At 38.9% G+C, this 25,939-nt stretch carries 22 protein-coding genes; 10 read left to right on the plus strand and 12 right to left on the minus strand.

What is annotated here, in order from left to right:
- Positions 1-2: 2 nt before the first annotated feature.
- From LEP1GSC203_RS16070 to dapA, 4 genes are read right to left on the minus strand one after another with little or no spacing between them, the layout of a single operon-like run.
- Positions 3-1,049, minus strand: a complete 1,047-nt coding sequence (locus tag LEP1GSC203_RS16070) for a CdaR family protein (protein WP_002975160.1) — start codon at positions 1,047-1,049, stop codon at positions 3-5.
- A complete protein-coding gene (gene cdaA, locus LEP1GSC203_RS16075) occupies positions 1,046-1,876 on the minus strand; it encodes a diadenylate cyclase CdaA (protein ID WP_002975081.1) in 831 nt (276 codons plus the stop codon). The genes LEP1GSC203_RS16070 and cdaA overlap by 4 nt, the downstream gene beginning before the upstream one ends.
- A gap of 1 nt (position 1,877) precedes the next feature.
- Entirely contained in the window at positions 1,878-2,681 is an 804-nt protein-coding gene (gene dapB / locus LEP1GSC203_RS16080; RefSeq protein ID WP_002975113.1) for a 4-hydroxy-tetrahydrodipicolinate reductase, read from the minus strand.
- Positions 2,674-3,558 (minus strand): 4-hydroxy-tetrahydrodipicolinate synthase, encoded by an 885-nt coding sequence (gene dapA, locus LEP1GSC203_RS16085; protein WP_002975128.1) that lies wholly within the window; start codon positions 3,556-3,558, stop codon positions 2,674-2,676. The genes dapB and dapA overlap by 8 nt, the downstream gene beginning before the upstream one ends.
- Positions 3,559-3,635: 77 nt before the next feature.
- Between dapA and LEP1GSC203_RS16090 the strand changes: the two genes are divergently transcribed.
- Positions 3,636-4,703 (plus strand): MraY family glycosyltransferase, encoded by a 1,068-nt coding sequence (locus LEP1GSC203_RS16090; RefSeq protein WP_002975090.1) that lies wholly within the window; start codon positions 3,636-3,638, stop codon positions 4,701-4,703.
- Positions 4,704-4,730: 27 nt separating this feature from the next.
- On the plus strand, positions 4,731-5,714 hold the full coding sequence (locus LEP1GSC203_RS16095) for a DUF368 domain-containing protein (protein ID WP_002975170.1): 984 nt from the start codon (positions 4,731-4,733) through the stop codon (positions 5,712-5,714).
- On the opposite strand, the gene LEP1GSC203_RS16100 is transcribed toward LEP1GSC203_RS16095, so the two are convergent.
- Genes LEP1GSC203_RS16100 through LEP1GSC203_RS16110 form a run of 3 tightly spaced genes read right to left on the minus strand, consistent with a single transcriptional unit; the run spans position 5,680 to position 9,784 of the window.
- Complete coding sequence (locus LEP1GSC203_RS16100) at positions 5,680-7,185, minus strand: aromatic amino acid ammonia-lyase (RefSeq protein ID WP_002975078.1); 1,506 nt, start codon at positions 7,183-7,185, stop codon at positions 5,680-5,682. The genes LEP1GSC203_RS16095 and LEP1GSC203_RS16100 overlap by 35 nt on opposite strands.
- Before the next feature lie 42 nt (positions 7,186-7,227).
- Positions 7,228-8,697, minus strand: coding sequence for a sodium:proton antiporter (locus LEP1GSC203_RS16105; RefSeq protein ID WP_002975083.1), 1,470 nt, complete (start codon positions 8,695-8,697; stop codon positions 7,228-7,230).
- A 55-nt stretch (positions 8,698-8,752) separates the two neighbouring features.
- On the minus strand, positions 8,753-9,784 hold the full coding sequence (locus LEP1GSC203_RS16110; RefSeq protein WP_039938256.1) for an MBL fold metallo-hydrolase: 1,032 nt from the start codon (positions 9,782-9,784) through the stop codon (positions 8,753-8,755).
- Positions 9,785-9,865: 81 nt separating this feature from the next.
- Here LEP1GSC203_RS16110 and LEP1GSC203_RS16115 point away from each other — a divergent pair, with 81 nt between their 5' ends.
- The 5 genes from LEP1GSC203_RS16115 to LEP1GSC203_RS16135 all read left to right on the plus strand — a co-directional run bounded on the left by LEP1GSC203_RS16115 (position 9,866) and on the right by LEP1GSC203_RS16135 (position 14,425).
- Complete coding sequence (locus LEP1GSC203_RS16115) at positions 9,866-10,267, plus strand: hypothetical protein (RefSeq protein WP_002975101.1); 402 nt, start codon at positions 9,866-9,868, stop codon at positions 10,265-10,267.
- A 30-nt stretch (positions 10,268-10,297) separates the two neighbouring features.
- Positions 10,298-11,074, plus strand: coding sequence for a YdcF family protein (locus LEP1GSC203_RS16120; RefSeq protein WP_002975001.1), 777 nt, complete (start codon positions 10,298-10,300; stop codon positions 11,072-11,074).
- Between the two features lie 100 nt (positions 11,075-11,174).
- Entirely contained in the window at positions 11,175-11,567 is a 393-nt protein-coding gene (locus tag LEP1GSC203_RS16125; RefSeq protein WP_002975114.1) for a cytochrome c maturation protein CcmE domain-containing protein, read from the plus strand.
- Positions 11,564-13,762, plus strand: coding sequence for a heme lyase CcmF/NrfE family subunit (locus LEP1GSC203_RS16130; RefSeq protein ID WP_002975149.1), 2,199 nt, complete (start codon positions 11,564-11,566; stop codon positions 13,760-13,762). The genes LEP1GSC203_RS16125 and LEP1GSC203_RS16130 overlap by 4 nt, the downstream gene beginning before the upstream one ends.
- A gap of 108 nt (positions 13,763-13,870) precedes the next feature.
- Positions 13,871-14,425 carry a cytochrome c-type biogenesis protein CcmH gene (locus tag LEP1GSC203_RS16135; RefSeq protein ID WP_051064187.1) on the plus strand — a complete coding sequence of 185 codons (555 nt, stop codon included), beginning with the start codon at positions 13,871-13,873 and terminating at the stop codon, positions 14,423-14,425.
- Between the two features lie 49 nt (positions 14,426-14,474).
- Here LEP1GSC203_RS16135 and LEP1GSC203_RS16140 read toward each other — a convergent pair whose 3' ends face one another.
- Positions 14,475-15,632 (minus strand): aminotransferase class I/II-fold pyridoxal phosphate-dependent enzyme, encoded by a 1,158-nt coding sequence (locus LEP1GSC203_RS16140; RefSeq protein WP_002975150.1) that lies wholly within the window; start codon positions 15,630-15,632, stop codon positions 14,475-14,477.
- Between the two features lie 74 nt (positions 15,633-15,706).
- On the opposite strand from LEP1GSC203_RS16140, the gene LEP1GSC203_RS16145 reads away from it, so the two are divergent.
- Both LEP1GSC203_RS16145 and LEP1GSC203_RS16150 read left to right on the plus strand, forming a co-directional pair.
- A complete protein-coding gene (locus LEP1GSC203_RS16145) occupies positions 15,707-16,453 on the plus strand; it encodes an SIR2 family NAD-dependent protein deacylase (protein ID WP_002975045.1) in 747 nt (248 codons plus the stop codon).
- 136 nt (positions 16,454-16,589) lie between these two features.
- Complete coding sequence (locus tag LEP1GSC203_RS16150) at positions 16,590-16,946, plus strand: DMT family protein (RefSeq protein WP_002975066.1); 357 nt, start codon at positions 16,590-16,592, stop codon at positions 16,944-16,946.
- Here the strand turns inward: LEP1GSC203_RS16150 and LEP1GSC203_RS16155 are convergent.
- The 4 genes from LEP1GSC203_RS16155 to LEP1GSC203_RS16170 all read right to left on the minus strand — a co-directional run bounded on the left by LEP1GSC203_RS16155 (position 16,932) and on the right by LEP1GSC203_RS16170 (position 22,289).
- The gene (locus LEP1GSC203_RS16155) at positions 16,932-17,609 is read right to left on the minus strand and encodes a phosphopantothenoylcysteine decarboxylase domain-containing protein (RefSeq protein WP_002975091.1); all 678 of its coding nucleotides are present in this window, start codon (positions 17,607-17,609) and stop codon (positions 16,932-16,934) included. The two genes, LEP1GSC203_RS16150 and LEP1GSC203_RS16155, sit on opposite strands and share 15 nt — an antisense overlap.
- Positions 17,606-18,136 (minus strand): phosphopantothenoylcysteine decarboxylase, encoded by a 531-nt coding sequence (locus tag LEP1GSC203_RS16160; RefSeq protein WP_002975097.1) that lies wholly within the window; start codon positions 18,134-18,136, stop codon positions 17,606-17,608. The genes LEP1GSC203_RS16155 and LEP1GSC203_RS16160 overlap by 4 nt, the downstream gene beginning before the upstream one ends.
- The gene (locus LEP1GSC203_RS16165; RefSeq protein WP_002975085.1) at positions 18,137-19,507 is read right to left on the minus strand and encodes a hemolysin family protein; all 1,371 of its coding nucleotides are present in this window, start codon (positions 19,505-19,507) and stop codon (positions 18,137-18,139) included.
- 172 nt (positions 19,508-19,679) lie between these two features.
- Positions 19,680-22,289 (minus strand): hypothetical protein, encoded by a 2,610-nt coding sequence (locus LEP1GSC203_RS16170; protein ID WP_002975139.1) that lies wholly within the window; start codon positions 22,287-22,289, stop codon positions 19,680-19,682.
- 56 nt (positions 22,290-22,345) lie between these two features.
- Between LEP1GSC203_RS16170 and LEP1GSC203_RS16175 the strand changes: the two genes are divergently transcribed.
- Positions 22,346-25,840, plus strand: a complete 3,495-nt coding sequence (locus LEP1GSC203_RS16175) for a PAS domain-containing protein (RefSeq protein ID WP_002975036.1) — start codon at positions 22,346-22,348, stop codon at positions 25,838-25,840.
- Positions 25,841-25,939: the final 99 nt, after the last annotated feature.

The raw sequence follows: 25,939 nt of genomic DNA on the forward strand, positions 1-25,939 counted from the left end.
GATTAAGATCGATCGGAAGGAATGGCACCTGGGACTTCCATCCCAGTCCCATCATCAGTTGGGTCTGCCTCAGGGTTTTGTTCTTTAACTTTGTAACGAATCTCAATTTTTTCAGGACTGATTTGTAAAATTTCAATTCCTTTGAGATCTTTGTTTTTGATGATTCGCACTTTAGCAACTTGCGGCTGTAATTCGGGAATGATTTTGTTTTTTATAGGATCAAAGATATAGTTACAAGGAACTTGCGCCGTAATCCCCGTTAAGATTTGTGCAGAACGAATTGGTTTTAATGAAAAATAACGAATCGCCACTTGTTCTTCAGAAAGTTCTGCATCTAACTTGCCATCCAGACCCGAACAAACAATTGGAATTCCTGCGGCCGTTTGTTCTCCTGTTTTATAAGAAAGAGGAATGATATTTACATTCACCGTGACATCTCTGGATCCAAGTACATTCACACCTTTAGGAAGATCAGGAATTCTCACAGTTTTTGCGAAAGGTTCTTTTTTGTCGGTTAAGGAAATTTCTGGTAATTGTACTTTGGTGATTTTTTCTAAATCTTGAGGTTTCCCGCTTAAAGTTACTTTTTGAGGACTTACAATTTGAGTCAGCTTTTCAAAGTTAGCTGGTGGTGCTCCTTCAAATACAACTTCCAATGGTACTACTTTCAGCCCACGAGATTCAATTTCAACAGGAACTGTTTTTTTCAGTTTTGTAACTTTGACTCCACTCGGAACACCCACAATTTTTTTAATGGGTACTTCCGTAACACCGAGTTGGACATCTTCTGGGTCAATCACAGCCTTCATAAATTGTGAATAATAATTCACAACATCTTTCAATCCTTCCACGCGAACTGGAATTGTTTTTTCTGGATTTTTAGAATAATTTAAATTACCAGATAACTTTGGATAGTCGACGGGGACATTAATAGTTTTAATTAATACTTTGGAATTCTGAAGGTTGACATAAAAAATACTTGCGATGATTAAAGATACAAGTTTCGCTTTCCAGTTTCGGACCACTTTTCCAAGTAACTTTAAAATCATATACTCACTCCGGTATCTTTCTCTTTTGATTTACGGAGAGATTCGTCCTTAGATCTACGGCTTCCTGACATAAGACCGCTAACAAGTGCTTTTAACTCAAGAGGTTTGACTGGGTGTAACATTTCCCCTTCATAACAAATGGTAATGTCACCCGTTTCTTCTGAAGTAACAATGATAATTGCATCTGTTTCTTCGGAGAGTCCCAATGCTGAACGGTGCCTTGCTCCAAGAGTGGCAATTTCCACTGAACTACTCATGGGCAAATAAGAAGCCGCACAAACAATTCTATTTTGTTCAATGATGACAGCCCCATCATGAAGCGGAGAATTTTTAAAGAAAATAGTTTGTAATACTTCTGAGGTTACTTGGGCATCCATAGGAACGGCATTTTCAGAAATATCTTTCAAACTAATGTCTTTGACTAAAACAATGATAGATCCGGTTTTTTCCTGAGACATGATCCGGACCGCTTCCACAATAGGATCTAAGTCAAACGTGGGTTTCAAAAAAAACAATCGTAACAAGCGGATGCGAGCCAAATCCCCAGTTAACCGACGTAACTCGGGTTGCAATAGAACAATGATAGCAAAGACAAGGGCTGGTCTGATATTTGTCAGAATCCATTCCAGAAGTTCAAAACCTAAATATTCCGCAAGGCTTCCTGAAATCCAAATGATTCCCACACCTAGTAGAAGTTGGATTCCTCTTGTCCTTCTGAGTGTGGTATAAGTTTTATATATTAAAAATGCGACGATTAATACATCCAAAGATATGGAGATATAATTTTTACTCCATGGAATGATGTATAATCCTCGAAAAAAATCCAATTTAGATTCCTAACACATCGAACATATTATAGAGACCTTTGGATTTCCCATACAAAAACTCTGCGGCCTTCACAGCCCCAGTAGCAAATGTTTTGCGATCCTGAGCTTTATGGGTAATTTCAATTCTTTCTTCAGAACTTAAAAAATAAACAGTATGTTCTCCAACCACTTCGCCGGCTCTCATTGTATGCATAGCGATTTCTTTCTGGTCCCTTTCTGGATACATTCCATGGCGACCATAAATAACATTGTTTTCGGATCGTTTGGTGGCATTCAATAAAACTTCTTTCAAATACATAGCCGTTCCGGAAGGAGCATCTTTTTTATGTCTATGATGGATATCCAAAACTTCCACATCGAAGTCTTCGTCTAACACCTTTGCTGCGATTTCAGTTAACTTAAATAACAAATTCACACCCACAGACATATTGGGCGAAAACACAATCGGAATAGAGTTCGCTGCCGATTGAATGAGTGATTTATCGGAATCTGTAAGCCCTGTGGTTCCAATTACTAAGGGTTTTTTATTTGCCAATGCAGAATTCAAAATGGATTCAAATCCCGTGTGTGTACTAAAATCTATCAACACATCGGAAGTTTCGCATGCTTTTTGTAAGTCGGTAGAAAGTAAAATCCCCGTTTCTTTGATCCCTGCATGGTTACCAGAATCAAAACCAGCATAGATGGCTCCTTCTCTAACAATAGCAGCACTTAACTCTGATTTTTTGGAAAGAGATAACACTTGGATGATGGCCTTCCCCATCCGTCCCCCAGCACCAATCACACCAACTTTGATTTTAGACAATGCCTTCCTCTTTTAATTGGAATACTGTTTTTTTGAAAGTATCTGCTGGTGAACCTTCAGATAATGTTGTCATTGGAAGACGAAGTTCATTTTCACAATATCCAAACCAACTCATAGCTGCTTTGATTGGAATAGGATTGGTCTCAATGAAAGCATTGATAAAAACAGGAAGGAGTTTATAATAAATCTTTCTGGAAGCTTCCAAATCCCCACGGAGATAAAGGGATACCATATCCACACAAGCTCTTGGAAAAAGATTGGAGACTACAGAAACAACTCCCTTCCCCCCAATAGACAATACAGGCAATGTTAGGTTGTCGTCCCCTGACAACAAATCAAAGTCAGGCGGTGTGGAAGCAATGACCTTAGCCATTTGTCCCAAATCCCCAGTGGCTTCTTTGATCGCCGCGATTTTTGGGTGGGCCGCAAGCCTTGCTACAGTTTCTGGAAGTAAATTCACATTGGTTCTTCCTGGAATGTTGTACAACATTACCGGTTTGGAAGATACATTGGCAATCTCTGTAAAATGACGATACATCCCTTCTTGTGTAGGTTTGTTATAGTAAGGATTGACGGAAAGAATTCCGTCCACCCCATCGGCACAAGCAGACTCTGTGAGTTCGATGGCTTCTTTTGTGGAATTGGAACCCGTGCCAGCAATGACTTGGATTTTCCCAGCTACAACTTGAACTGTCTTTTGGATGAGTTCTTTATGTTCTTCATAAGAAAGGGTGGGAGATTCCCCCGTTGTCCCACAAGGAACCACTCCTGCCACGCCGGACCGGATTTGGTTTTCTAGGATTTTAAAATAACTATCATAATCGATTTTCCCCTGGCGGAAGGGGGTGATGACCGCAGTATAAACGCCCTGAAACATAAATTAAACATCGAAGAGGGACGGAATTTTGCAATAAAAAACTGCCAAAAGACCCCGTACCGATAAACTTTGCGAAAATGGTCTCTTTTTTCCCACCAATCCTCGCCATTCTTGCCGTTATTAGCCTTATTTTGCATTCAATCTATGTCCATTCCCGCTTTGGAGTCAAAGATGTGCCAAACGAACGCAGCCTTCACGACGCCGTGACCAAAAAATCAGCTGGGATGTTTTTTATTCCCGTCTTTCTCGTCTCCGTATTTTATCTCCTCTTTTCCCAAACCGAGGCAAATTCACTTGTTTTCCCTAAGGAACAAAACCAAAGAATAGGCATCTATCTTTTGTTAGCTGGTGTTCTCGTTTTTTGTATTTTAGGTTTCGTAGATGATTTGTATCACCTCAGCCCAAAACTCCGGTTGTTTTTAGAGCTCTCTGTTGTAGCTGTATTTTTAGTTTGGACAAACACTGAGATTACCTTTTTTGGAGTGATTTCACTTCCAAAATTTGTCCAGATTTTTGCACTGACCATCTTCCTTGTTTTTGCAGTCAACTTGGTGAACTTTATGGATGGAATGGATTGGTATTTAGTAACCACGCTTTTCCTTTCTTATTTTTCATTGGCAAGTGTTGCTCCTCAATTTTATGCAATAGGTCATTTTGGTTATAGTTTGTATCTGATTTTGATGATTTCAATGTTTGGATTTATATATTATAATTTTCCAAAAGCAAAATTATTTATGGGAGATAGTGGATCCTTATCCTTAGGTTTTTTTGTTTTGGCATTACCTTTGTTTGTTGGTAAATGGGAAAATTCAAATTCAAATGTTTGGGATGTGACTAATTATTTTTATTTGTTTCCCTATTTCTGGTTGGATGGAATTTTTATTCTGATCAAACGTTTCTTCCAAAAGAAACATTTGTTCTCAGCACATAGAGAACATCTCTACCAACGAATCACGGAAACCAAATTTGGGAAAATCGGATCTTTGGTTATTTTTTCCTTCTTAAACCTCACGGTTGTTTGTATACATTTTGTATTGAAGTCCAATGGAATTTCTAACCTGCTAATACTTACCATCATTTTCCTTTATTCGGTCATTAGTTATGGACTCCTTTGGACAATTGTACCTAGAAAAAACCTTGCATAAAGTCTTCGCACTCCCATCCTTTCCTTTATGCCTCTATCGAAAAAAGAAATTCTATTCTGCCTTCTCAATGGTTTTCTCATCGGGATTGCCAACCTCATCCCCGGTGTTTCCGGAGGGACTTTTGCACTCATCCTTGGACTATATGACAGGTTGATTACTGCCATCACTTCCTTAAACTTAGAAACCATCAAAGTATCGTTAGCTTTAGTGTTTGGTTTTTGGAAAGAAGATGTAAGAAAACGTTTTGCAGAAGAGATGAAACGAATTGATTTCTGGTTCCTAGTATTTCTGGGAATTGGTCTTTTGTTATCCGTTGTTTCTGGAGCCAAACTCATTCAGTTTTTACTCCAAAACTACCCACAAGCAACACTTGCATTGTTTATCGGACTGATTTTCCCTTCGCTTGCTGTTCCTTACAAACTCATCGAAAAACATAGCTTAGTGGTTTGGTTGTTCCTCATCCCAGGAATTCTTCTCACCATCGTCCCTAGTTTTTTTATGGGAGATACTACGGGTTCCGAAAATCCACTGATAGCTTTTCTTACAGGAGCTGTTGCTATTTCTGCAATGATTCTTCCAGGGATCTCTGGTTCTTACATTATGCTCGTGCTCGGTGAATACCAAATCGTAATTGGAAAACTATCCACCATCCTCGAACCAAGTTCGATAGTATTTCTGGGAGCCTTTGGGATTGGATGTTTACTAGGACTTCTTATTTTTACTCATTTTGTAAAATGGTTATTTTTGAAGTATAAATCTCATACAATGACATTTTTACTTGGTCTTATCCTTGGATCTTTCTTTATCCTTTGGCCATTCAAAGACTACGCCAATGGTCAGGCGATCGTGGGAAGATCAGGAGAAGTAAAAAGAGACATTCAAATCGCCACAGCAAAAAATGTATTCCCTAAAGACTTTACTGAAGCGCAAATCCCACTCGCAGCTCTTGCCCTTGGACTCCTTCTAGGTTTTGGTCTCAATCGATTGGAATCTTTACAAGAGAAGAAGTAGAATTACTTAACCTTTCCATTAAAGTCTGGATTTCAAAATCCAGACTTCTATCTTCTGCCATTGTCTCTATCCCAAGAAATAAATCCAAGTTCGGAACTAAATCCTTTCTTTTAGCAAACCTTGAAGATTGGTAAATAGTAAAAGCTAAAATCGATAACAACTTATACCCGCTAGCAACCGTTCGGCGATTTCTCAAAACAGAGATGGCTCCCATCGGAACAATATCTTGGTTATTTCCATTCGTGGGAATAGACTGAACAGAACCCGGCATACTATCTCTTCGCACTTCTGCTGTTAGATGTGTGGACATAAGCCCTAATCCTGAAAGGCCCGCATAAGTCCCTGGTTTTTCTGATAACATCAGCGGGAACTCACCATTTTCTTTTGGTTCAAAAAGATAATTCAAAAACCGGTCCACCCAAGTAAACCAAACTGCCATGGCATTCTGCAAACGATCTGCTGCAAAACTCACTTGGGCTGCATAAAAACCACCACCTTCGGCAAACCGTAGACCATCTTCTGATTGAATCAAAACTGGATTGTCTGAAAGAGAATTTAACTCCCGTTCTACGGTCTCCCCAACAGATACAATTTCATCTAAGAGGGAACCTAGGATTTGTGGAATACAGCGAATGGAATAAATATCTTGGATTCTGCTTCCCTCTTGTTTCTCTTTGGAGTTTTGGGACACGGTAGGATAAAGAATACGAACGATTTTTTTTGGGCCGTCAAACTGTTTGTGGTTGTGATAGGCAGGATGAAAGGCATCAGCAAACACTGAGTGAAAACTAAATAGGTATTGTAAAAGTTCTACTGAGTAAGAAAGAAGGTTACGAAACTCTAAGACCTGGAGACCAAGTAAGGCCGTTGTAAAACTGGTTCCATTGGTGAGGGAAATAGCTTCTTTTGCTTCTGGAGACCAAGGAAACCCTGGAATTTTTGACTTCCCTCCATTCCACCGGCTGGGTCCTAAATCCTTACCAAGACCTGTAAATCCAGACTCACCAAGAAGGGCTAATGGGAGATAACTCAAAGGAATCAAATCTCCCGATGCAGAAAGGGAACCCCTTTCTGGCAAAACAGGTATACAATCCAATTCCAAAAGTGCATTCAATAGTTCTAATGTTTCAAAACGAATGCCCGATCCACCAAGCGATAAACAATGGATCCTTGCTGCAAGGACTGCCCTTGCTTCTTTGTGATTTAGATGGGAATGCGGAATCCCATCTTTGGAAAAAACTGGTTCTACTGTCAGATGGTAAATTAAAGATTTTTGGATTTTTACAACATCCTCATTGGAAGTGAAGGCATGAGGGCCAAATCCCGTATGAATTCCATAGATTAGTTTTTCTTTAGAAGATTTTAGAATGGCTTGAACTTGAGTTCGTTCTTCGTCGATTTTAGGACGAACGGAAGTTAAATGGGAAAAGGAACCAGATTTGGATAATGTTTGGAGTGTAGATAAGTTCAAAGTAATTTAAAACCGGGGAATCTCCCCGGTTTGTCCAAAAGTTTAGACGAAGAATACGAAGGTAATTAGGATAAATACAGGAACTAATATTCCCATAGAGTATGCTAAGTAACCACCAAAGGATGGCATCTTTACTTTGTTTTCTTCTGCAACAGATTTCACCATAAAGTTAGGAGCGTTACCAATATAGGTGTTGGCACCCATAAAGACCGCACCAACTGAAATGGCTTTTAAAATTTCTTCCGCTTGGACATTTCCAATGAACTGACCTAAAGTGAGAGGGCTTGCAGCACCCACTGGAGTGAGTAAACCAGAAGCTAACGAACCGAAGGTGAGGTAAGTTGGCGCATTGTCAAGAACCGACGAGAAAGCTCCTGTTGCCCAGAAAAACTGCCAGTTTTGTGTGATTCCCAGTTCCTTACCATGTGCTTCGAGTAATACAAGCGCAGGAATCATCGTAATGAAAATTCCAATGAAAAGATAAGCAACTTCTTGGATGGGGTGGAGAGTGAAGTTGTTGAACTTACGGTTTTCTTCTTTAGAAGTAAACTTAGAAAGACCAATCAATACAAGTAAAACGGCTTCTCGGATAAATCCAAGAGTAGGAGTTTCATTGATTTGTGGAATGTAGTTACTGTTTAAAAAAGCAACAGCTAAAATCACACCAAGTAACCAAATGAAGTTTACCTGACCACCGATCGAGAATGGAGTCGCAAGTTTATCGTCTTTTTTAATGTCCTTTTTTGTTTCCTTTTTGTAAGCGAGAGTGTCCCATACAAAATAAACGGCAAGTAAGATCACAGTGGCAAACAACATCTCAGGCAAGAGTTTGAATGTCCAAGTGAAAGGAACTCCTTTTAAATAACCAAGGAAAAGTGGAGGATCGCCTAGTGGTGTTAAGGAACCGCCAATGTTGGAAACAAGGAAAATAAAGAATACAACCGTGTGAACCACATGTTTTCTTTCGCTATTTGTTTTTAACAAAGGACGAATGAGTAACATCGAAGCACCTGTGGTTCCAATAAAGGAAGCAAGGCCCGCACCGATTAACAAGTACAATGTGTTATTGAGTGGGGTAGCATGGATGTCTCCCTTGATAACAATTCCACCGGAAATATAAAACAAAGATCCGAGTAAAATAATAAAAGGGATATAATCGAAGAAAACTGTATGAACTATATTATGGCTGTAACCATAAACAAGTAGAACCACAAAAGAAATGGCTCCGAGTCCAACAGCAAGAATCAATTTGTTATTATTGTCTTCCCACCAATGAGAAGTTTTGTGAGAAGCAACTGGCAAAATTGCAATGGAAAGTAAAATGGCAACAAATGGCAATACTGACCAATATGGCAATTCCTGATGTACTGATTCGCCGTGAGACGAATGTCCTGTTTCTTCCTGAGTGGTTGGTTGCGTCGGAACCGAAGTCGGGTCTTCCGCAAATAAACCTGCTGTTGTCACTGACAAACAAACCAGGAATACTATCGTTGTGAGAAGCTTCTTCAACATGCTCACCATCCTATTTTTTTTAGGACAGCTTACCTGAAATCCAAACCTCGTGGAACTAAAAAAACCGAGATTCTCCAATTTTTAAAGGAATGAAATGATCTTCTGAGATACCCGCTCTTTTTAACTCCTCTTTAGTGCGGGGCACAGGAGAATCTAAGGCCTCATCCGAGAGAACAAAGGTCATATAATGCATCGGAACCAAATATTTAGCCTTCAAGTCCACAAAAGCTTGGACCGCTTGGATTGGATCTACATGTACGGGTTCCATCATCCAGCGGGGTTCTGTCGCTCCAATGGGTAAGATGGCAACATCAATCGGTCCCAATCGTTCCGAAATTTCACGAAAATGGGTATAATATCCGGTATCTCCTCCAAAGTAGACTTTTTCCTTTTCGCCAGAAATTAGATAACTCCCCCAGAGAGTTTCATCCCTATCGAATAACCCACGCCCGCTAAAGTGTTGGGTAGGGGTGAAAGTGATGCTTAAATCGTTAGTTTTTGTTTCTTCCCACCAATCCATTTCCTTCACATTTTTTAAACCTTCAGCTAACAAGAGTTTACTGTTTCCGATTCCCGTAAAAACTAGGGGATGGAATTTTTCTTCTAATTGTTTCAGAGTGGGCAGATCCGTGTGGTCGTAATGATTGTGTGATAAGATGACAATATCAATTCGAGGTAGGTTTTCGATTTTGATTCCGGGAGGAGTGTAACGTTTTGGTCCAATAAAACTAACCGGCGAACACCTCTCACTCCATATAGGATCTGTTAGGATGTTCACTCCATCGATTTGAATGAGAGTTGTGGCATGCCCAACCCAAGTCACAGATAGTTTGGAATGGTTAGTCAACAATTGGTTCCCATCATTTTGCAAAATGGGAAAGGGTGGATAATCTTTCGGATCTAAACTATGGGGAAGTTGGAAACGTTGGAATTGCCAAGAGATTACATTCCATAAACCTTTGGTTTCAAAGTTGGGGTTTGGGTTTTTAAATCCATCGGCTGTATGGTGGGAATTACGAACACTGGCATCGGCAAAACAGGACAACGAAAAAAAGACAAGTAAGGATATTAAAGATAGGGACTTCACGAGGATTAGACCGAAACAAACTTCGTATGTTAGGAATTTTCGATTGCGTTTTTTAAAAACGGGAACCACCTTTTTGTTATTATGTTTAGGTTCAAAGAAACAAAAGATTTGATGATTGCCTATGCAAAATGGAGAGATACTGTCGATCGAACCGAAGGAAGTGAAACTGTCTTTGGAGCCAACGCGGAAGTTTCCGAAATTGCTCGTGACCTCCGAGAAGATGCAGAGTTCGAACTTAGAATTCTCATCCAAGATTTAAAAAAACAAAATCCTTCTGCCATCAAAGAATGGGTAGAGATGACCAAAGTGTATTTAAATAAAATCGAAAGTACTGTTCCCGAAGAACAAATCCAACAGCGAAAACAAATTGCACGCGATTGGAAGTATTTGCGCACTCCCTTAGGAATTTCCGTACGTTACCCGCACCCTTCTCAATATTGGGGAAGTGGGATTGGTGTTTTAGGTCCAGATTTAGACTGGTAAGATTTCCTTCCTTTCCGAATCCTACTACCAATGGATTCAATATTCTTTACACTATCCAAATTTGGAACTGTTCTACTCTACCCACTTCCTTTATTTTTTCTTTTGGCCTTCCTACTTGTTCTTAAAACCAAATCGGGACAAGGAAAGTTTCGTCTCTTCCGAATTGTTTTGTTTTTATATTTAGCATCTAACGCCTATGTTGCTAACCTCCTTGTACAGTCACTGGAAAAAGATTACCCACCAGTTGCGATTCAAGATGTGCCCAAATCAGACGTTGCCATCGTGTTAGGTGGTATGATCCAAACGATATCTTTACACCCTGGAAGGCCAGAACTATCCGACTCCGCAGACCGATTGACAGATGCCATTAGACTTTATAAAGCCGGGAAGGTAAAAAAGATCCTGTTTACCGGTGGATCGGGACTTCTTTTTGCAGATGCTTATAAGGAAGCAGACTTAGCAAAAGAAATTTTTTTAGGGCTTGGGGTTTTGGAAAAAGATTTAATTTGGGAAAACAACTCTCGTAACACTTTTGAAAATGCAGTCGAAACAAAGAAGTTGTTAAATGAAAAAAAACTAGAATCAGCGGTTCTCATCACTTCTGCTTTCCATATGAAACGAGCAGCCGGATGTTTTGTAAAACAAGGAATCACTTTTTTTCCCTATCCTACGGACTATCGTGCTACCAATCTCCAATCAGGGGCATTCGAACTATACATCCCTTCTGCTAGTTTTTTGGACCAAACCACTCTCTCTATCAAAGAATGGGTAGGGTATTTTGTGTATCGTGCTAAATCCTATTTGTAAGCCTTCTAAATCTGCTGTTTTTTTAAGACCTTTTTGTTTGACCGAAACTTGCAATCGGAGAGGTTAGAGGAAAGACGGGAATCCGTCTAAAGAATGGATTATGAATCGTAAGTTTTTAACTCTTTTGTTTCTTATTGGACTTTCCCTCGGTGGAATTGCCTATTTTTCTTCGCAGGAAACTTCCTATCTCCTTTTGGATGCTTCCGAACTTGCTGCCAACCAAACCAAATACTCGGACCAAAACCTTCGTGTGCGTGGGTTTGTCAGGGTGGGTAGCCTAGTCCGTGAGGGAAAAAAAGCGAAATTTGATTTGGAACTGAATGATCAAATCATCCCTGTATTTTTTACAGGAGCCACGCTTTTGCCTGATGCTTTTAAAGAAGGAGCAAGGGCCCGAGTGGACGGAAAGTTAGATCACGGGGTTTTAGTTGCCTCTCATGTAGAAGCAAAATGCGCCTCTAAATACGAAGCGGGATACGCTGAGGAAAAATGAATAATTTAGGTACCATCCTTTTAACTGCTTCTCTCGCCATTTTAGTTTTTTCCGCATTACAAACCATCTACGGAATTTATAAACAAGATCGTAAAGCCATTGAACTTGGCCGACTTGCATTAATGACAAATCCATTTGTCATCGTTTTAACATTTACAGTTTTATTAACACAACTCGCCAGATCAGACTATAGCAACTATTATGTGGTCATGCATTCAAGCGAACACCTTCCATTGTTTTATAAAATGACATCCATCTGGTCAGGTTCGTCAGGAAGTTTGTTATTTTGGAATTTAATACTGAGCGTTTTCACATTTATCGTGTTATGGCAAACTCGTAAGTCAATTGAAGATAGAATTCCTATGATGAACCTTATCCTTGCGGTTTTATCTGGATTTTTTTCTTTCCTCGCAGTATTTTATGGCGATGCCCAACCTTTTCGTGAATTTGTTCCAGAAGCAGCAGCAGGTCGAGGTCTCAATCCTCTCCTCCAACATTGGGCGATGATCATCCATCCACCCATCCTTTACATTGGTTATGTAAGTATTTCTATTCCTTTTGCTATTGCCATGTCGGCACTTGTTTCAGGACAACTTTCTGAAGATTGGATGAAGTTCATTCGGAAATGGACTTTGTTTTCTTGGTTCTTTCTTGGAACTGGAATTTTACTTGGATCGAAGTGGGCCTATGAAGAGTTAGGTTGGGGTGGATATTGGGCATGGGATCCAGTTGAAAATGCATCTCTTATGCCATGGCTACTCACCAGTGCGTTTGTGCATTCAGTGGTGATCCAAGAACGTAGAGGGATGTTAAAGTTCTGGAACATGTTACTTGTGATACTTGCCTTCCACTTTAGTTTGCTTGGAACTTGGATCACTCGTTCAGGAGTTCTAGAAGGCCCACACAGTTTTTCTAAATCTACGATTGGAACTCCGTTTATCATCTATATCATTGGTAGTTTTCTATTCTTTACAGGCTTTGTCATTTATAGAAGAAAAAATCTAACGCCAGAAAGAAACTTAGAAGCCATTACTTCCAAAGAAGGAAGTTTTCTTTTAAATAACTTTTTGTTAGTTCTTTCTACTGCAGCCATTCTGTTAGGTGTCTTTTCACCCCTTTTGTATGGAAAAGAATTTAAAGCTCCTTGGTTTAATTCATGGGGTGTTCCTGCAGGAATTTTTCTTTTACTACTTATGGGAGCTGCCCCACTACTTGCTTGGAGAAAAGGGGCGGGGGCCGTGTTTTTTTCAACCCTACTCAAACCCTTTATTGCAGGCATCATCGGCGGTGGATTGTACATACTATTCTATTCCCAAAACTTTACAAAACCAGACAGTAAGTATGGAGATGTTCTTGCTGAAGTGTATTCGGTTCTTACGGTCACCATTGGGGTTTTTACCATTTCTGGGATCATACAAGAATACTACCGAGGGATTCGAGCTCGTCGTGAGGAGTTTCAAAACGAAAATCTTTTTGTGGCCGGATACCGAATGTTACTCAAAAACAAACGTAGGTATGGTGGGTATTTAGTTCATTTTTCACTTGTTCTTGTTTTTATTGGTTATGCGGGGAACGCTTTCAAAATCAATACATCAGTCCGATTTTTTTATGAACTCCAACCACCAACATCAGAAGAAATTGTTTACCAGTCTATCGACAAAGCAATGATTGGTGGGTATCAAATTGAAGCCTCTACTCTCAAATTAAAACCTGTCCTAATTTCAGGTTTAGGTGGAGAACCTAACATCCAAAATGTGATTGTTTCCCAAGAAGGGACATTCGGAATCTTTCGTGGAACAGACAAACTATCGGATTTAGTCACGGAACGCAGGTTTTACCCACAAATCTCTCACCTAACAGGAGATTTCGAAACCCATATTCCTACTAGCGAACCTGCCATTCTATCTATGGCAAAAGAAGATTTTTACATCCAACTTGGTGCCATTGAAACTTCTGATCTTAAATCAGAAAACCCAGACCTTCCTTTGATGTTTATGCAGTATTACTTCACACCGGGAAGTGAAATGGACAAACTAAAATTCTTTCTCAACTTTCCAAAACAAATTGTAGCAAACCTTGAAGTTTGGGTAAACCCACTGGTAAAACTCATTTGGCTTGGTTCCTTACTCTATTTCCTCTCTGGAATTTTTTTGTTACTCCCTCTTGGCGAAACAAAAAAGAAGTCGGAAGGTTAGTAAACCAGTATGGAACAAATTGCACTAAGAATGAAAGAACAAATGAAAATCTACGGAGAGTTGATCCCCTCAAGAAAGAAAAGATCTTTAACTACAAATGTTCAACTTATGGTTCTCGGATTTTGTATTCTTTTGCCAAACCTATTATTTGCACAGAAAACTACCACAAATCTAAAAGAAGAAACACAAATCCAAACCTTCTTAAAAGTCACAGAACAAATTCGTTGTATTTGTTTGCCAAGTCTCCCCATCCAATCTTGTTCCTTCAATATGTGTGCGGCTTCCAGTTATCTCAAATCCTTTATTGAAAACCGAATCAAAGACGGAATGAAGGAAGAGGAAATCATTTCAAAAATGGAAAATGGTTTTGGAGATTCTGTTTTAAAAGACCCCATTGTGGTGATGTTTCAGGAAAATGGAAACCAAGGGATGGTGGATTCCATTGTATATGGTTTTGGACCCAAAATATTAGCTCAACCTGATGGAACCTGGATTAATTTCACTTTATTTGCATTAGGTGCCTTTGGTCTTTTTGGAATTTATAAATATGGAACTAGAAAAAAGAAGGATCTTTTACAATCAAATGTAGCTTCTGACAGTGGCCAAAAGTCTTCCACAGAAGAAATCAAAAACAAAATTCGTAAGTACGAAGAAGAAACTTAAAAAAAAATACTTACATTTGTTATCCGTTGATTCAAAGGGAAAAGTAAGTTTAGAGAGAACTCCACTTTTCCCGAACTAAAACGAGTTCTTTTACGAGTCGATGGATGTTTTTTATGTTTAGTTTTGTATTCAAACTGATTCGTAACCTTGGGGTAGGAACTGTCGGAGGTCGAATGGCTCTCACATCCAGACCCGCTTCTTGCAAAGATGCTGCATAAAATAAGGCCTCTTTTTCTGTCTCAAGTAAAAGTGGAATAATATGGGATGTGGAATTCGTAATTAAAAATCCATTTTGTTTTAAGGATTGTTTTAATTCCTCTGCCATCGTTAACAAATTTTTCCTTTCCTTGTCCATGGAACCAAGTAAGGAAAGTGCAAAAGAGGCAAGTTCTGAAACCATAGGAAGAGGAGCCGTAGAAAAAATAAAAGACCGCATTACATTTACTAAGTGGTCACGACCTATTCTTTTGGTAACAATGATTCCCCCTTCAAGTCCCAAAGACTTTCCTAAGGTATAAACCCGGTAGTCAATGGACTGAATTTCCTTATGGTCCAAGTCTCGGAAAACAAGTCCCTTGCCCATAGGGCCATAAATTCCAAATGCGTGAGCTTCATCCAAAACAAGAACAAATCCAAATTCATTTTTTAAAGCTAGTAAAGATTTTAAATCGGGAGAATCTCCATCCATACTAAACAAAGATTCTGTCACCACGATTCGTTTTTTGTTTCGTGAAGGATCTTCCAAATCTACTTTTTCCAAAAGCGATCGTAAGTGGATCAGATCTAGATGGTTGTAGTATTTTTTCTTTGCGCCAGAGATACGAATCCCATCTAAAATAGAGGCATGGTTGAGGCGATCGGTAAACACGTAACAGTCGGGGCCGGCAATGGAATCCAAAAGACCAAAGTTAGCTGTAAAACCTGTGGAAACAAGAAGAGCTGCCTCCCCTTCTACAAAATTGGCAAACTCTCTTTCAAACCTGTCCATCGAGGCTGAATTCCCTCGAACCAAACGTGAAGCAGTCGAACCAAAGGGATAAATATCTTTTTGTGATTGGAAAAAATCCAACATACTCGGATTAGTTGCAAGGCCCATATAGTCGTTAGAACAAAAATCGATTCCTTGGTAGATCCGAGTTTCCCGAAACAATTGTTTTTCATGAATGGAATCTAGTTTTTTTTGGACTTCTTCCCAATGATTTGCCATAACCTACCAGTTTTCTTTTTCCTTAATTTTTTCCGATTTAATTTTTTACCCATTTTGTTAGAATGATCCCATAGATGAGCCTCCTTAAGCCAGATGTCATCCAGCGAATTCGTTCAGCACGCAATCTATTGTTTCTCACGGGAGCAGGGATTTCTAGCGAAAGTGGGATCCCCACCTTTCGTGGAGAGGGTGGGTATTGGAAAACTTATAAAGCCGAAGAACTTGCCACGCCCGAAGCCTTCGCGAGACATCCCGAAGTAGTTTGGGAATGGTATGACTGGAGACGGGGGATTTGCCGTGAAACAAAACCCAATGATGGCCACCTAACAATTGCAAAATGGCAATTCAAATCCGAATCTGTAAATCTCATCACACAAAATGTTGACGGACTCCATCCAAGAGCCGGTAGCAAACACCTATTAGAGATTCATGGCAATATATTCCGTGCACGTTGTACCCATTGTCATGCAAAATTCGATTTGGAAGAAGATGGGTTAGGCCAACCAGGATTAAAGTATTGTATAGCTTGTGAATCCTTACTAAGACCAGATATCGTTTGGTTTGGCGAAGGTTATGACAATAGACTTCTTACCAAAGCTTGGGAACTAAGTAAAGTGGCCCATGTAGTTTTTGTCATAGGAACGAGTGCCAACGTTTCGGTTCCCTCTAATTTAGCACTCACTGCAGTTCGTAATGGAGCCCTAGGGATTGAAATCAATCCAGAAACCACATCCCTCACTCCTTCCCTACAACTTCATTTGGGTGGGAAGTCGGGAGAAATCCTTCCTGAAATTTTCAAAGAAGTTTTTCCTGATACTTGATCCTATCTCAATATAGAATTGAACTAGAAACCAAAAAGTAAGAACTTACCTTGAACCATAATCAAATTTTAAACCAATAACTGACACGAACAAAAAATTAAAACAGAGAACCAAATTATAAATCAACGAGAATTATATGATCACTATCGCTTTACTTATTTTATCAAATATCTTTATGACCTTTGCTTGGTATGGACATCTAAAATATGCCAAGTCTAGTCATATGTTCTATGTTATTTTGTTTTCTTGGGGAATTGCTTTTTTCGAATATATGCTCATGGTTCCGGCAAACCGAATTGGATATTCTGTTTATAAATTCGAAGGGTTCCAATTAAAAATCATCCAAGAAGTGATCACCATCTTTGTGTTCATTCTATTTGCGACCTTATTCCTCGGAGAAAGGTTAAAATGGAATTATATCGTAAGTTTTGGTCTCATCTTACTTGCAGGTTACTTTGCATTTGGTTTTGGAAATAAATCAAACGGACACTAAGAACTGAACGAGTGCTTCTGCAATTTTTTCTTTTGGGAGTGGTCCAATTTCTTTTTCCATTCCCTTGGCACTAAAAATACGCACTGTCGAATCTACTTCACCAAATCCTTTGCCGGCACCCACATAATTTCCTACAATGAAATGAAGTCCTTTTCTTGTTAGTTTGTCCTTTGCATATTTTTCCAGTTCCCTTGTTTCAGCAGCAAATCCAACTCGAATGGAATTCTCTATTTTATGTTCGAAAACATACTCAGTAACTTGTTGTAAAACATCTGGATTTTCTTCTAACTCGAGAAGAAGGCCTTTCGTTCCTTCGGAAGTTTTTTCTTTTTTTATTTTGTGTTCTGCGGTCATGATGGGACGAAAATCTGCGGGAGCCGCCGCCATCACAAGTAAACTGTCGTTAGTGATTTGAGAGAGAACTGCGTCTCGTAATTGGATGGTTGTTTCCACTTCGATATTTTGTTTAGCGCCAGCTACATTAGCATATCGTTCCAATGTATTTCCGTGGATGTAGACCACTTCCACAGGGTATAATAAAAATGATTTTGCGATTTCATATCCCATCTTTCCAGAAGAGGCATTCGAAATATAACGAACAGGATCAATCCATTCCCGCGTTGGGCCCGAAGTAACGATTACTCGTTTGAATTTTAGATTCATGAATTTTTGGTATGGAGTTTTATAATTTGTTCGGTGATGGATTCTACAGTAGCTAGTTTACCATACCCTTCATCACCACAAACAACAATACCTTTGTCAGGAGAAACAATGGTCACACCATCCTTTTCCAAAGTTTTTAAATTTCTTTGGACCGCAGGGTGTAAATACATTCCCGGATTCATCGAAGGAGCAACTAACACGGGAGAGGTGCAAGCCAAATAGGTAGAGGTTACTAAATCATCAGCAATTCCATTGGCCATTTTTCCGATGATATTGGCGGAAGCTGGCACCACAGCAAGTACTGAGGCAATGTTTTTGATTTCGATATGAGCCATACCAGTATCAAATTCATCTATACGAACAGGTTTTCCTGTTAACGCCTCAAATGTGATTTTCCCAACAAATTTCGTAGCGTTAGAAGTCATAATCACTCGGACAGGGTATCCTTGTTTGGTAAGACCTCTTACCAAATCACAAGCCTTGTAAGATGCGATGGATCCAGAAACAGCAATTACAATTTCTTTCATCTACCTGTCCTCGTAAGAAAGTTCCCGTTCCATTTCAGAATCATTGTCTTCTTCTAGTTTCGGAGTAAACAAAATGGAGATGATCTTATTCCCTTCCATTTTTTTTACCTTCAGGCTTCCCTTTTTAATTTGAACGATGCTACCCTCTTTTGGCATATCTTCGTTCTTTTCCATAAAATAACCAGCGATCGTACGAACTTCTTCCATATCGGAAGGTTCTTCCCCTTCTAAGATATCAGACAAACTAGATAGTTCTGTCTCTCCATCCAGAGTAATGGCTTTTGTTTTTTTATTCTTGGAAGTAACATCCACTTCATCAGTGTCTGTTTCATCTCGAATTTCACCAAAAAATTCTTCTATAATATCTTCTAAGGTAAGCAGTCCCGAAACTCCACCATACTCATCAATTACAATAGCCATATGTTGTTTTTTCTCGCGAAGTTTGGTCATCACACGTTCTATGGACATAGACTCTGGAACTTTCACAAAATCCTTTTCCATAATCATGGTGATCTTTTCTTTTTTACCTTTTGCAGAAAGGTGCGCCGCTTGCCATTTTAAATATTTCTGTACATGGACAATACCTACAATACGATCCAATGTTTGATCATAAACTGGGTATCTTGAAAAACTATGTTCTGCAATCAGAGGAAGCATTTTATCAATGGTTGATTCTTGAGAAATTCCAATGATAGAAAGTCTATGTGTCATTACATCTTTGGCTGTGTGTTCGGAAAAATCAAAAGTCTTTTGGATGAGTTGCATCTCAGCATTATCGATCCGACCTTGTTTCCTTTGTTCTTCAATAATGATCATCAACTCTTCTGCAGAGTGAACGTACTTATCACCCGTACGTTGCAATCGAAAGAGAGTGAGAACCCCACCAGCCAATCGATTCATCACAAACGTGACAGGAAAGAATAAATAATAAAACAACCACATAGGTCCAGAAACACCAAGTGCTATTGATTCTGTGTTTTGGATGGCAAGTGTTTTAGGAACCAGCTCCCCCAAAATCACATGAAGGAGTGTAATGAGTGTGAAGGAAACACCGATCGAGATACTGTGGATGGTTACCAAATCCAATTCAATATGAAACATATGAAGGAATCCGGAAACGACACTAGCGAACAAAGCTTCGCCGATCCATCCAAGCAGAAGGCTTGCAACAGTGATTCCCACTTGGCAAACCGATAACATATCATCGATTTTAGAGACAGCCTTTTTGGTAAGATGAGCCATAGCTCTGTTTTCTTTGACTAACTCCTCTAGGCGAGAGGGGCGGATGGAAACCATAGCAAACTCGGCTGCTACGAAGAAACCATTGACAAAGACGAGGAGAAAGATGAGAAAGATGCCGATTATTTCCATAGAAACTCGAGCACCACTAAAGTATTATGATCAGGGTCCATTGCTTATGAGGAATAGAATTAAGTATTTTGGAGAGTTCTCCTAGTGTCGCCTACAATTTGGCACATTTTTACCGGAAATGATAAAGGAAATGGAAGTCTGCCCAAAAGATTCTCCGTTAATTATGTCTCCCTTATTGGGCCGTAGCCTGGATCCAAACTCCATCTTCTCGGTAACGAGCGGACTCGGCAAGTCCCGTAACAGTTCCCGAATCTAAAACAGGAAAACTAGGGAGGTATCCGATCTTTTTTGTTCCCGATCGAAACCAAAAATGCAACCAGTGGTAATGCCATGAATAATCAGACCAGGGTTTCCCAAGGACACGTTCCGTATAAACTATCATTTTAGGAACTGTGCGGTAATCAATTCGGCGGAATAGTTTCAAAAAAGGAATTTCTTCCGTTGATCCTGTTTCGGACTTACAAGTCCAGGTGAGATTGGCAACAGAACCCACCGAACCAGCGTTTGCTGGAAAATCCCAAAGGTGCAATCGTTCTTTTTCTTTTAGAATTCGAGAACCTTCAAAGTAGGCAGTCTCTACAAGGTTCATTCCTTTCCCTTCCAATGAACGCATGTTTTGTGGACATTTCCAAGAAAATACACCTAGAGGTTTCTGTGCATCCGACTGCGGAAGAAGAGAAAAGAAAAATACAAACTGAGTCTCTTTCATTTCTTTTTTAAGAGTTCGCATCAAACTAGCACCAGACTCATTCAAATAAATTTGTATAGTGTCGGCATCTTTACTGGAACTTACCAGTTCACGTACCGAATCAATGGCATCGGATGCATCTGGTCTTTGGGAGCGAATCACCTTCCAACTGAGTTGGTTACGTTTGGATTCTTTAGGATTGAATGTAAAAAGATAAAACTCATCTTTATAGGGCAATAAAAGAATCGTAGGTAGTTTTGCAGATTCTAAATTGCGAACAGACTCCTCCTCATTTTTTCTTTGGATTTGGCTTTCGGTTTCGCGGCTATCCGCATATGTAGAATCAAAAAATTTGGACTCTCTCGCAGTGGAAAAACCAGAAAGGTATTGGAATTGTTTATCAACAAATTGAATTTGGAACAAGGAATGGGGACTTCCCTTCCCTGAACGAATCCATTTCACTGCATTATATTTGTATATAGAATCCAAAAGTCCCCAAACATCATTGTCATCACGTAAATGACTAAGAGCATATTCGAAGAACAAATCAGTAGAAAATGCGAGAGGTCTGTAGTTACGAATATAAAACAAATCTTCGTACATATTGTTTTGAAGGTAATCAGCGACTCCATCTCGAATGTTTCCATTCACAGGACCTTTTTTTCCTGAGGCAGTATGGGCAAATACAAACCCAAAGTTACGAAGAAACTCTGCAGCATAAAATGCATTTTCCTCATCCAAAATTCCCCTACTCTTTGTTAGCTCAATCGTGGACTTTCGAAATTCCTTTCGGTAAATTTGATTATAACCTTGTAAGATAGTGGCTGCATATTCTAACCTTCTCCATTTTTTTTCCTGAGCCATATAAATGATTTCATCTGTCATTCGAGAAGACAACTCAGGGTTTTGGTCCATTAACATTTGAGAAATTCTAAGTTTAGGCCAAATATCTGCCTCTGTTAGTTTTTCCGGATCTTTGATTTTTTGTAAGGCTTTGAGTGCCGCTTCAGATCCACTTACTTTGTATAAGGATACAGAGATTAAATCTTTCACACCAGTAATGGACATTGGTTCATTCAAAAATGGATGGTGAATGTCTGGAGACCAATTACTCAAATCTAACTTTAAATAATAATCTAAAGATTTTTTATAATCTTTTTGGAAATAAGCCAGGGCACCTAACTTTACATACACTCGATTTAAGATAGATGCCTTTTTTCCTCTGGCTGATCGAATAAAATTTAATAATGATTCTTCGGCCCCAGGGTAGTCTCCACCTAAGATTTGAAAAAAAGCCATTCGTTCGTTCGAATTTTCACCAACAGAACCATCTGCAATTTTCTCCAAATCCATAATCATTTTTTGTAAATGGATCCCTTCTCTGACAAATCCAAGAAATCCAAGTTTGGCGGGGAGATCTTCATCAATCCGGTCTAAAAGAGGAATCCATTCTAGGTTAGGATCTTCAAAAAAAGGAGAACTAACTCTCATAATGTTCACAAAATGTTTGTGCATATCCTTTTCCTTTCCAGAAGGAAGGTCGATATAGTATTGCAAACGGAAAACACGGCATAAAGAATAGTAAGGTTTTGTTTTTTGACAGTCCATACGAATCATGGACTTCTTTTCATCTTCACCAGCTTGAAACAAATTAGTTCGCATGTTTTTTGCTAGGTTGCGAAAGTAAGTATTCGGTTCTTTTTGAATGTAAGTATCTAAGATTTTGATCGCCTGAACTTCTTCTCCTTGTGATTGTTTCCAGAGAGATGTTAGTAAAAAATCGGCAAAGGCATATTCTCCTTTTTTTGTACGGAGATCATAGAGAATATTAGCGATACCTACTTTGTCTTTTTTTCGAAGGTAATATTCCCCTAACATCAGATAATAATCGATCTCTTGGATTTGGGACATTCCTTCCGGTGTTTTGAATCGGAATTCATCCCTGGCATTGAGTATTTCTTTTCCTTGGATCAGAAGTTTTGAGGAAGAACCAGAAACCACCCAACCATGGTTTCTTTGAGATTGACTCAGCAAATTTCCAGAAAAGAAGAACGTTATAAAGCCTAAAAAAATAGAAAGTGACAGGCGACTCATCATCGTATCCATTATTCTTTAGGACCAATGGTTTTGGTCAAGTGACATAACAATTCATGGCAGAAAGTTTCAACTACCAATCCATTGTGGAGAGTTTTGACGAATTCCTAATTTATGTAGATCCCTTTTTAGAAATTCAGTTTTCGCGCACCTCTCCCAATCTTTATCTGCCACCTGACTCGATCTCCACAGGAAAACATATCAATGACCTCCATATCATTCCAAGAGATGCACTCATCCTCACCAACCTTTGCCAAGAAACTTTAGCGAAAAGGACACCTTTCCAATTCACAATCAGCCTCCTCGGAAATCCGTTCCGAATCTCAGGCAGGTATTTGGAATTCAAAAATATTCCCGGAGTCATTCTGCGCGGGGAACCAAACTTCAGTATCGAAAATGTAATTTTGGACAGTGGGCCTTATGTAATTTTCCGATTTAAATTTGATACGGAATTTCTAACCACATACGTTTCTCCCAATGTTTCGCTCAACTTAGGTTACCAAGCCGGTGACTTTAAAAAAGGGATGTTAAAACCAGAGGATCTTATCCATCCGGATGATAAAGAAAGGGCAATTGCCGAAGAGAAAGAACATTTAAAAAATAAATCTCGAACCTACCAAAGAGAATTCAGATTCCAAAAACAAGATGGTAGCTATATTTATGTTTCCGATTATAGTGTAGTAAGTTACTTCAATTCATTTCCAACCGAAAAAATTTGTTATCTCATTGATATCACAGAAAGAAAAGACAAAGAATTAGAAATTCTAAAACAACGTGATGAGTTAGCAAGGCTCAAACTTTTATTTGAAGAAACAAATGCCGCAGCCAATGTGGGTGGGTGGGAAGTAGACCTAATTAATAAAACAGTATTTTGGGCTAAAGAAACCAAAAGGATTCACGAAGTTCCAGAAAATTTCGAACCAAATCTAGAGACTGCTTTTAATTTTTATCCTCTTGAATCAGATAGAGAAAAACTAATCAATGCTTTCCAACTAGCAGAGAAAAATGGAACATCTTACGACCTAGTTTTAAAAATCAAAACTAAGTTAGGAAACTACAAATGGGTAAGAAGTATAGGACATTCTGTGTTTGCTGAAGGAAAATGCATTCGAGTCTTTGGTAGTTTCCAAGACATTACAAAGAATGTTGAATTGGACATCCAAAGAGAAGATGCACTTGGGAATTTAGAATCAATTTTAGATGCAACTACTCATGTAACCATCATTGGAACTGACATAAATGGGATCATCACACACTTCAATAAAGGTGCTGAATTTCACTTACAATATGAGGCAGAAGAAGTAGTAGGGAAAACTTCTCCTGCTATTTTTCACAGACCAGAAGAAATTGATACTCGCTCCACGGCTCTTTCCAGAGAGTTTGGCGAATCCATTGCCGGATTTGATACATTTATTTACAAAGCCAAGTTAGGTGAATTTGATTCCCATGAATGGACGTATGTCCGAAAAGACAAAACAGAATTTCCAGTCCAACTTGTAGTCACCGCAAGCAAAAACAAAAAGGGAGAAATCACAGGTTACCTTGGGATTGGAATTGATATTTCGGCTCACAAGGCCACCGAAGAAGCGTTACGTGCTAGTGAAAGTCGCTGGCAATTTGCATTGGAAGGATCAGGCGATGGCATTTGGGATTGGAATTCCGAAAACGACCAAGTATTTTTTTCCAAACAATGGAAGGCCATGTTGGGATATGCAGAATCTGAAATTGGTTCCGATCTTTCCGAATGGCAAGACCGCGTTCATCCAGACGATTTAGACAACTGTTTACTTGCACTTGAAAAACATTACAATGGAAAAACAAACATTTATATGAACGAACATAGAATGTTATGTAAAGACGGATCTTATAAATGGATTTTAGACCGAGGAAAAGTCATCGAATGGACTGAAGATGGAAAACCTCTTCGAATGATAGGAACTCACACAGATACCACAGAAAGGAAGTTACTCGAAAATGCATTGATCGTTGCTCGAGAAAATGCAGAAAAAGCCTCGCAAGCAAAATCAGACTTTCTTGCCAATATGAGTCATGAAATCAGAACTCCGCTGAATGGGGTCATTGGATTTTCTGACCTTTTGATGCGAACCGATCTAAACCAAGTGCAAAAAAAGTATATGGAAACTGTATACCTTTCCGCAAGTTCCTTACTGGATCTGATCAATGATATTTTAGATTTTTCCAAAATCGAATCTGGAAAAATGGAACTCTATAAGGAACGAATTAATATTTACGATTTACTCCACCAAATTGCAGAGATCGTAAAACACAAAGCATACGAAAAAGGCCTCGAACTCATTCTCAACATTTCACCAAAAGTTCCTAGAAACATATTTGTGGATTCTTTACGACTTAGGCAAATTCTTTTGAATTTAATCGGGAACGCATTAAAATTTACATTAAAAGGTGAAATCCAAATCAAAATTTCTGCAGAACCAAAAGATAATAATGAATACGAACTACTGTTTGAAGTAATCGATACGGGAATAGGAATTAGCCCCGAAAATAGAGACAAAATATTCGAAGTATTTTCGCAAGCAGATACTTCCACCACACGTCAATTTGGTGGCACTGGTCTCGGACTTTCTATCTCTAGTAAATTATTAAACTTATTTAATTCCAAAATGGAATTAGAATCGGAACGAGACAAAGGATCTCGTTTCTTTTTCAAAATTCTGACTCTCGCCGATAACGAAAGGAACACGGAACCTGCTCTTGAAGAAATCAAAAAGGTAATGGTGTTAGATGACAACGAAACCAACTTACTTGTGATCCATGAAATGTTAACATACAAAGGAATCCAAGTAGATTGTTTTCGATCGCCAAAAGATGCTCTGAATACAATTTCTTCTGGAACTTTTTACGATGTTGTCATTACAGATTTTAATATGCCGGAAGTAAATGGACTAGATTTCATTGAAAAGTTATTAAAAATTTTAGAAACAAAAAATATAAGGAAACCATTCCTTTCTCTCCATACATCTTCTAATGAAGAAAGTATTTACAAAAGAGGAAAAGAACTTGGCGTGCAGTCCATCCTTCTTAAACCCATTCAAACAAACATCTTATATGAAAGTTTGGACAAATTGGTTTCAGGTAAAATGACAGAAGTAATTACACCAAATTACGAACCAGTTCATCCAATTCATACGAATGAAAAAATTAAGATCATGATTGTAGAAGACAATCCAGTAAACATGATGTTAACCAAAGCCATTGTCCAAAAATCTCTACCGGGTACCATTATCATCGAAGCAGAAAATGGTGCTTTGGCTGTGGAGAATTTCATCCAAACTGATCCACAACTGATATTTATGGATGTCCAAATGCCAGAAATGAATGGTTACGATGCGACAAAAGAAATTCGAAAGTTAGCAAATGGAAAATCGGTACCAATCATTGCACTCACAGCGGGAACTTTGTCAGGTGAAGAAGAACGTTGCCTAGAATGTGGAATGAACGATTACATTTCAAAACCAGTGGTTTTAAAAACCATATCGGAAAAGATGAAACACTGGCTTCAATTCGTTTAGACTGCCAATCCACTGACCAATTTCCACAATATACTACACAAAATTTGACTCTATTTTTATAGAAACAATCGATTCTCGTTTTCGGAACATAGAAATGGA

This window comes from Leptospira terpstrae serovar Hualin str. LT 11-33 = ATCC 700639, assembly GCF_000332495.1.
Taxonomy (GTDB): Bacteria; Spirochaetota; Leptospiria; order Leptospirales; family Leptospiraceae; genus Leptospira_A; species Leptospira_A terpstrae.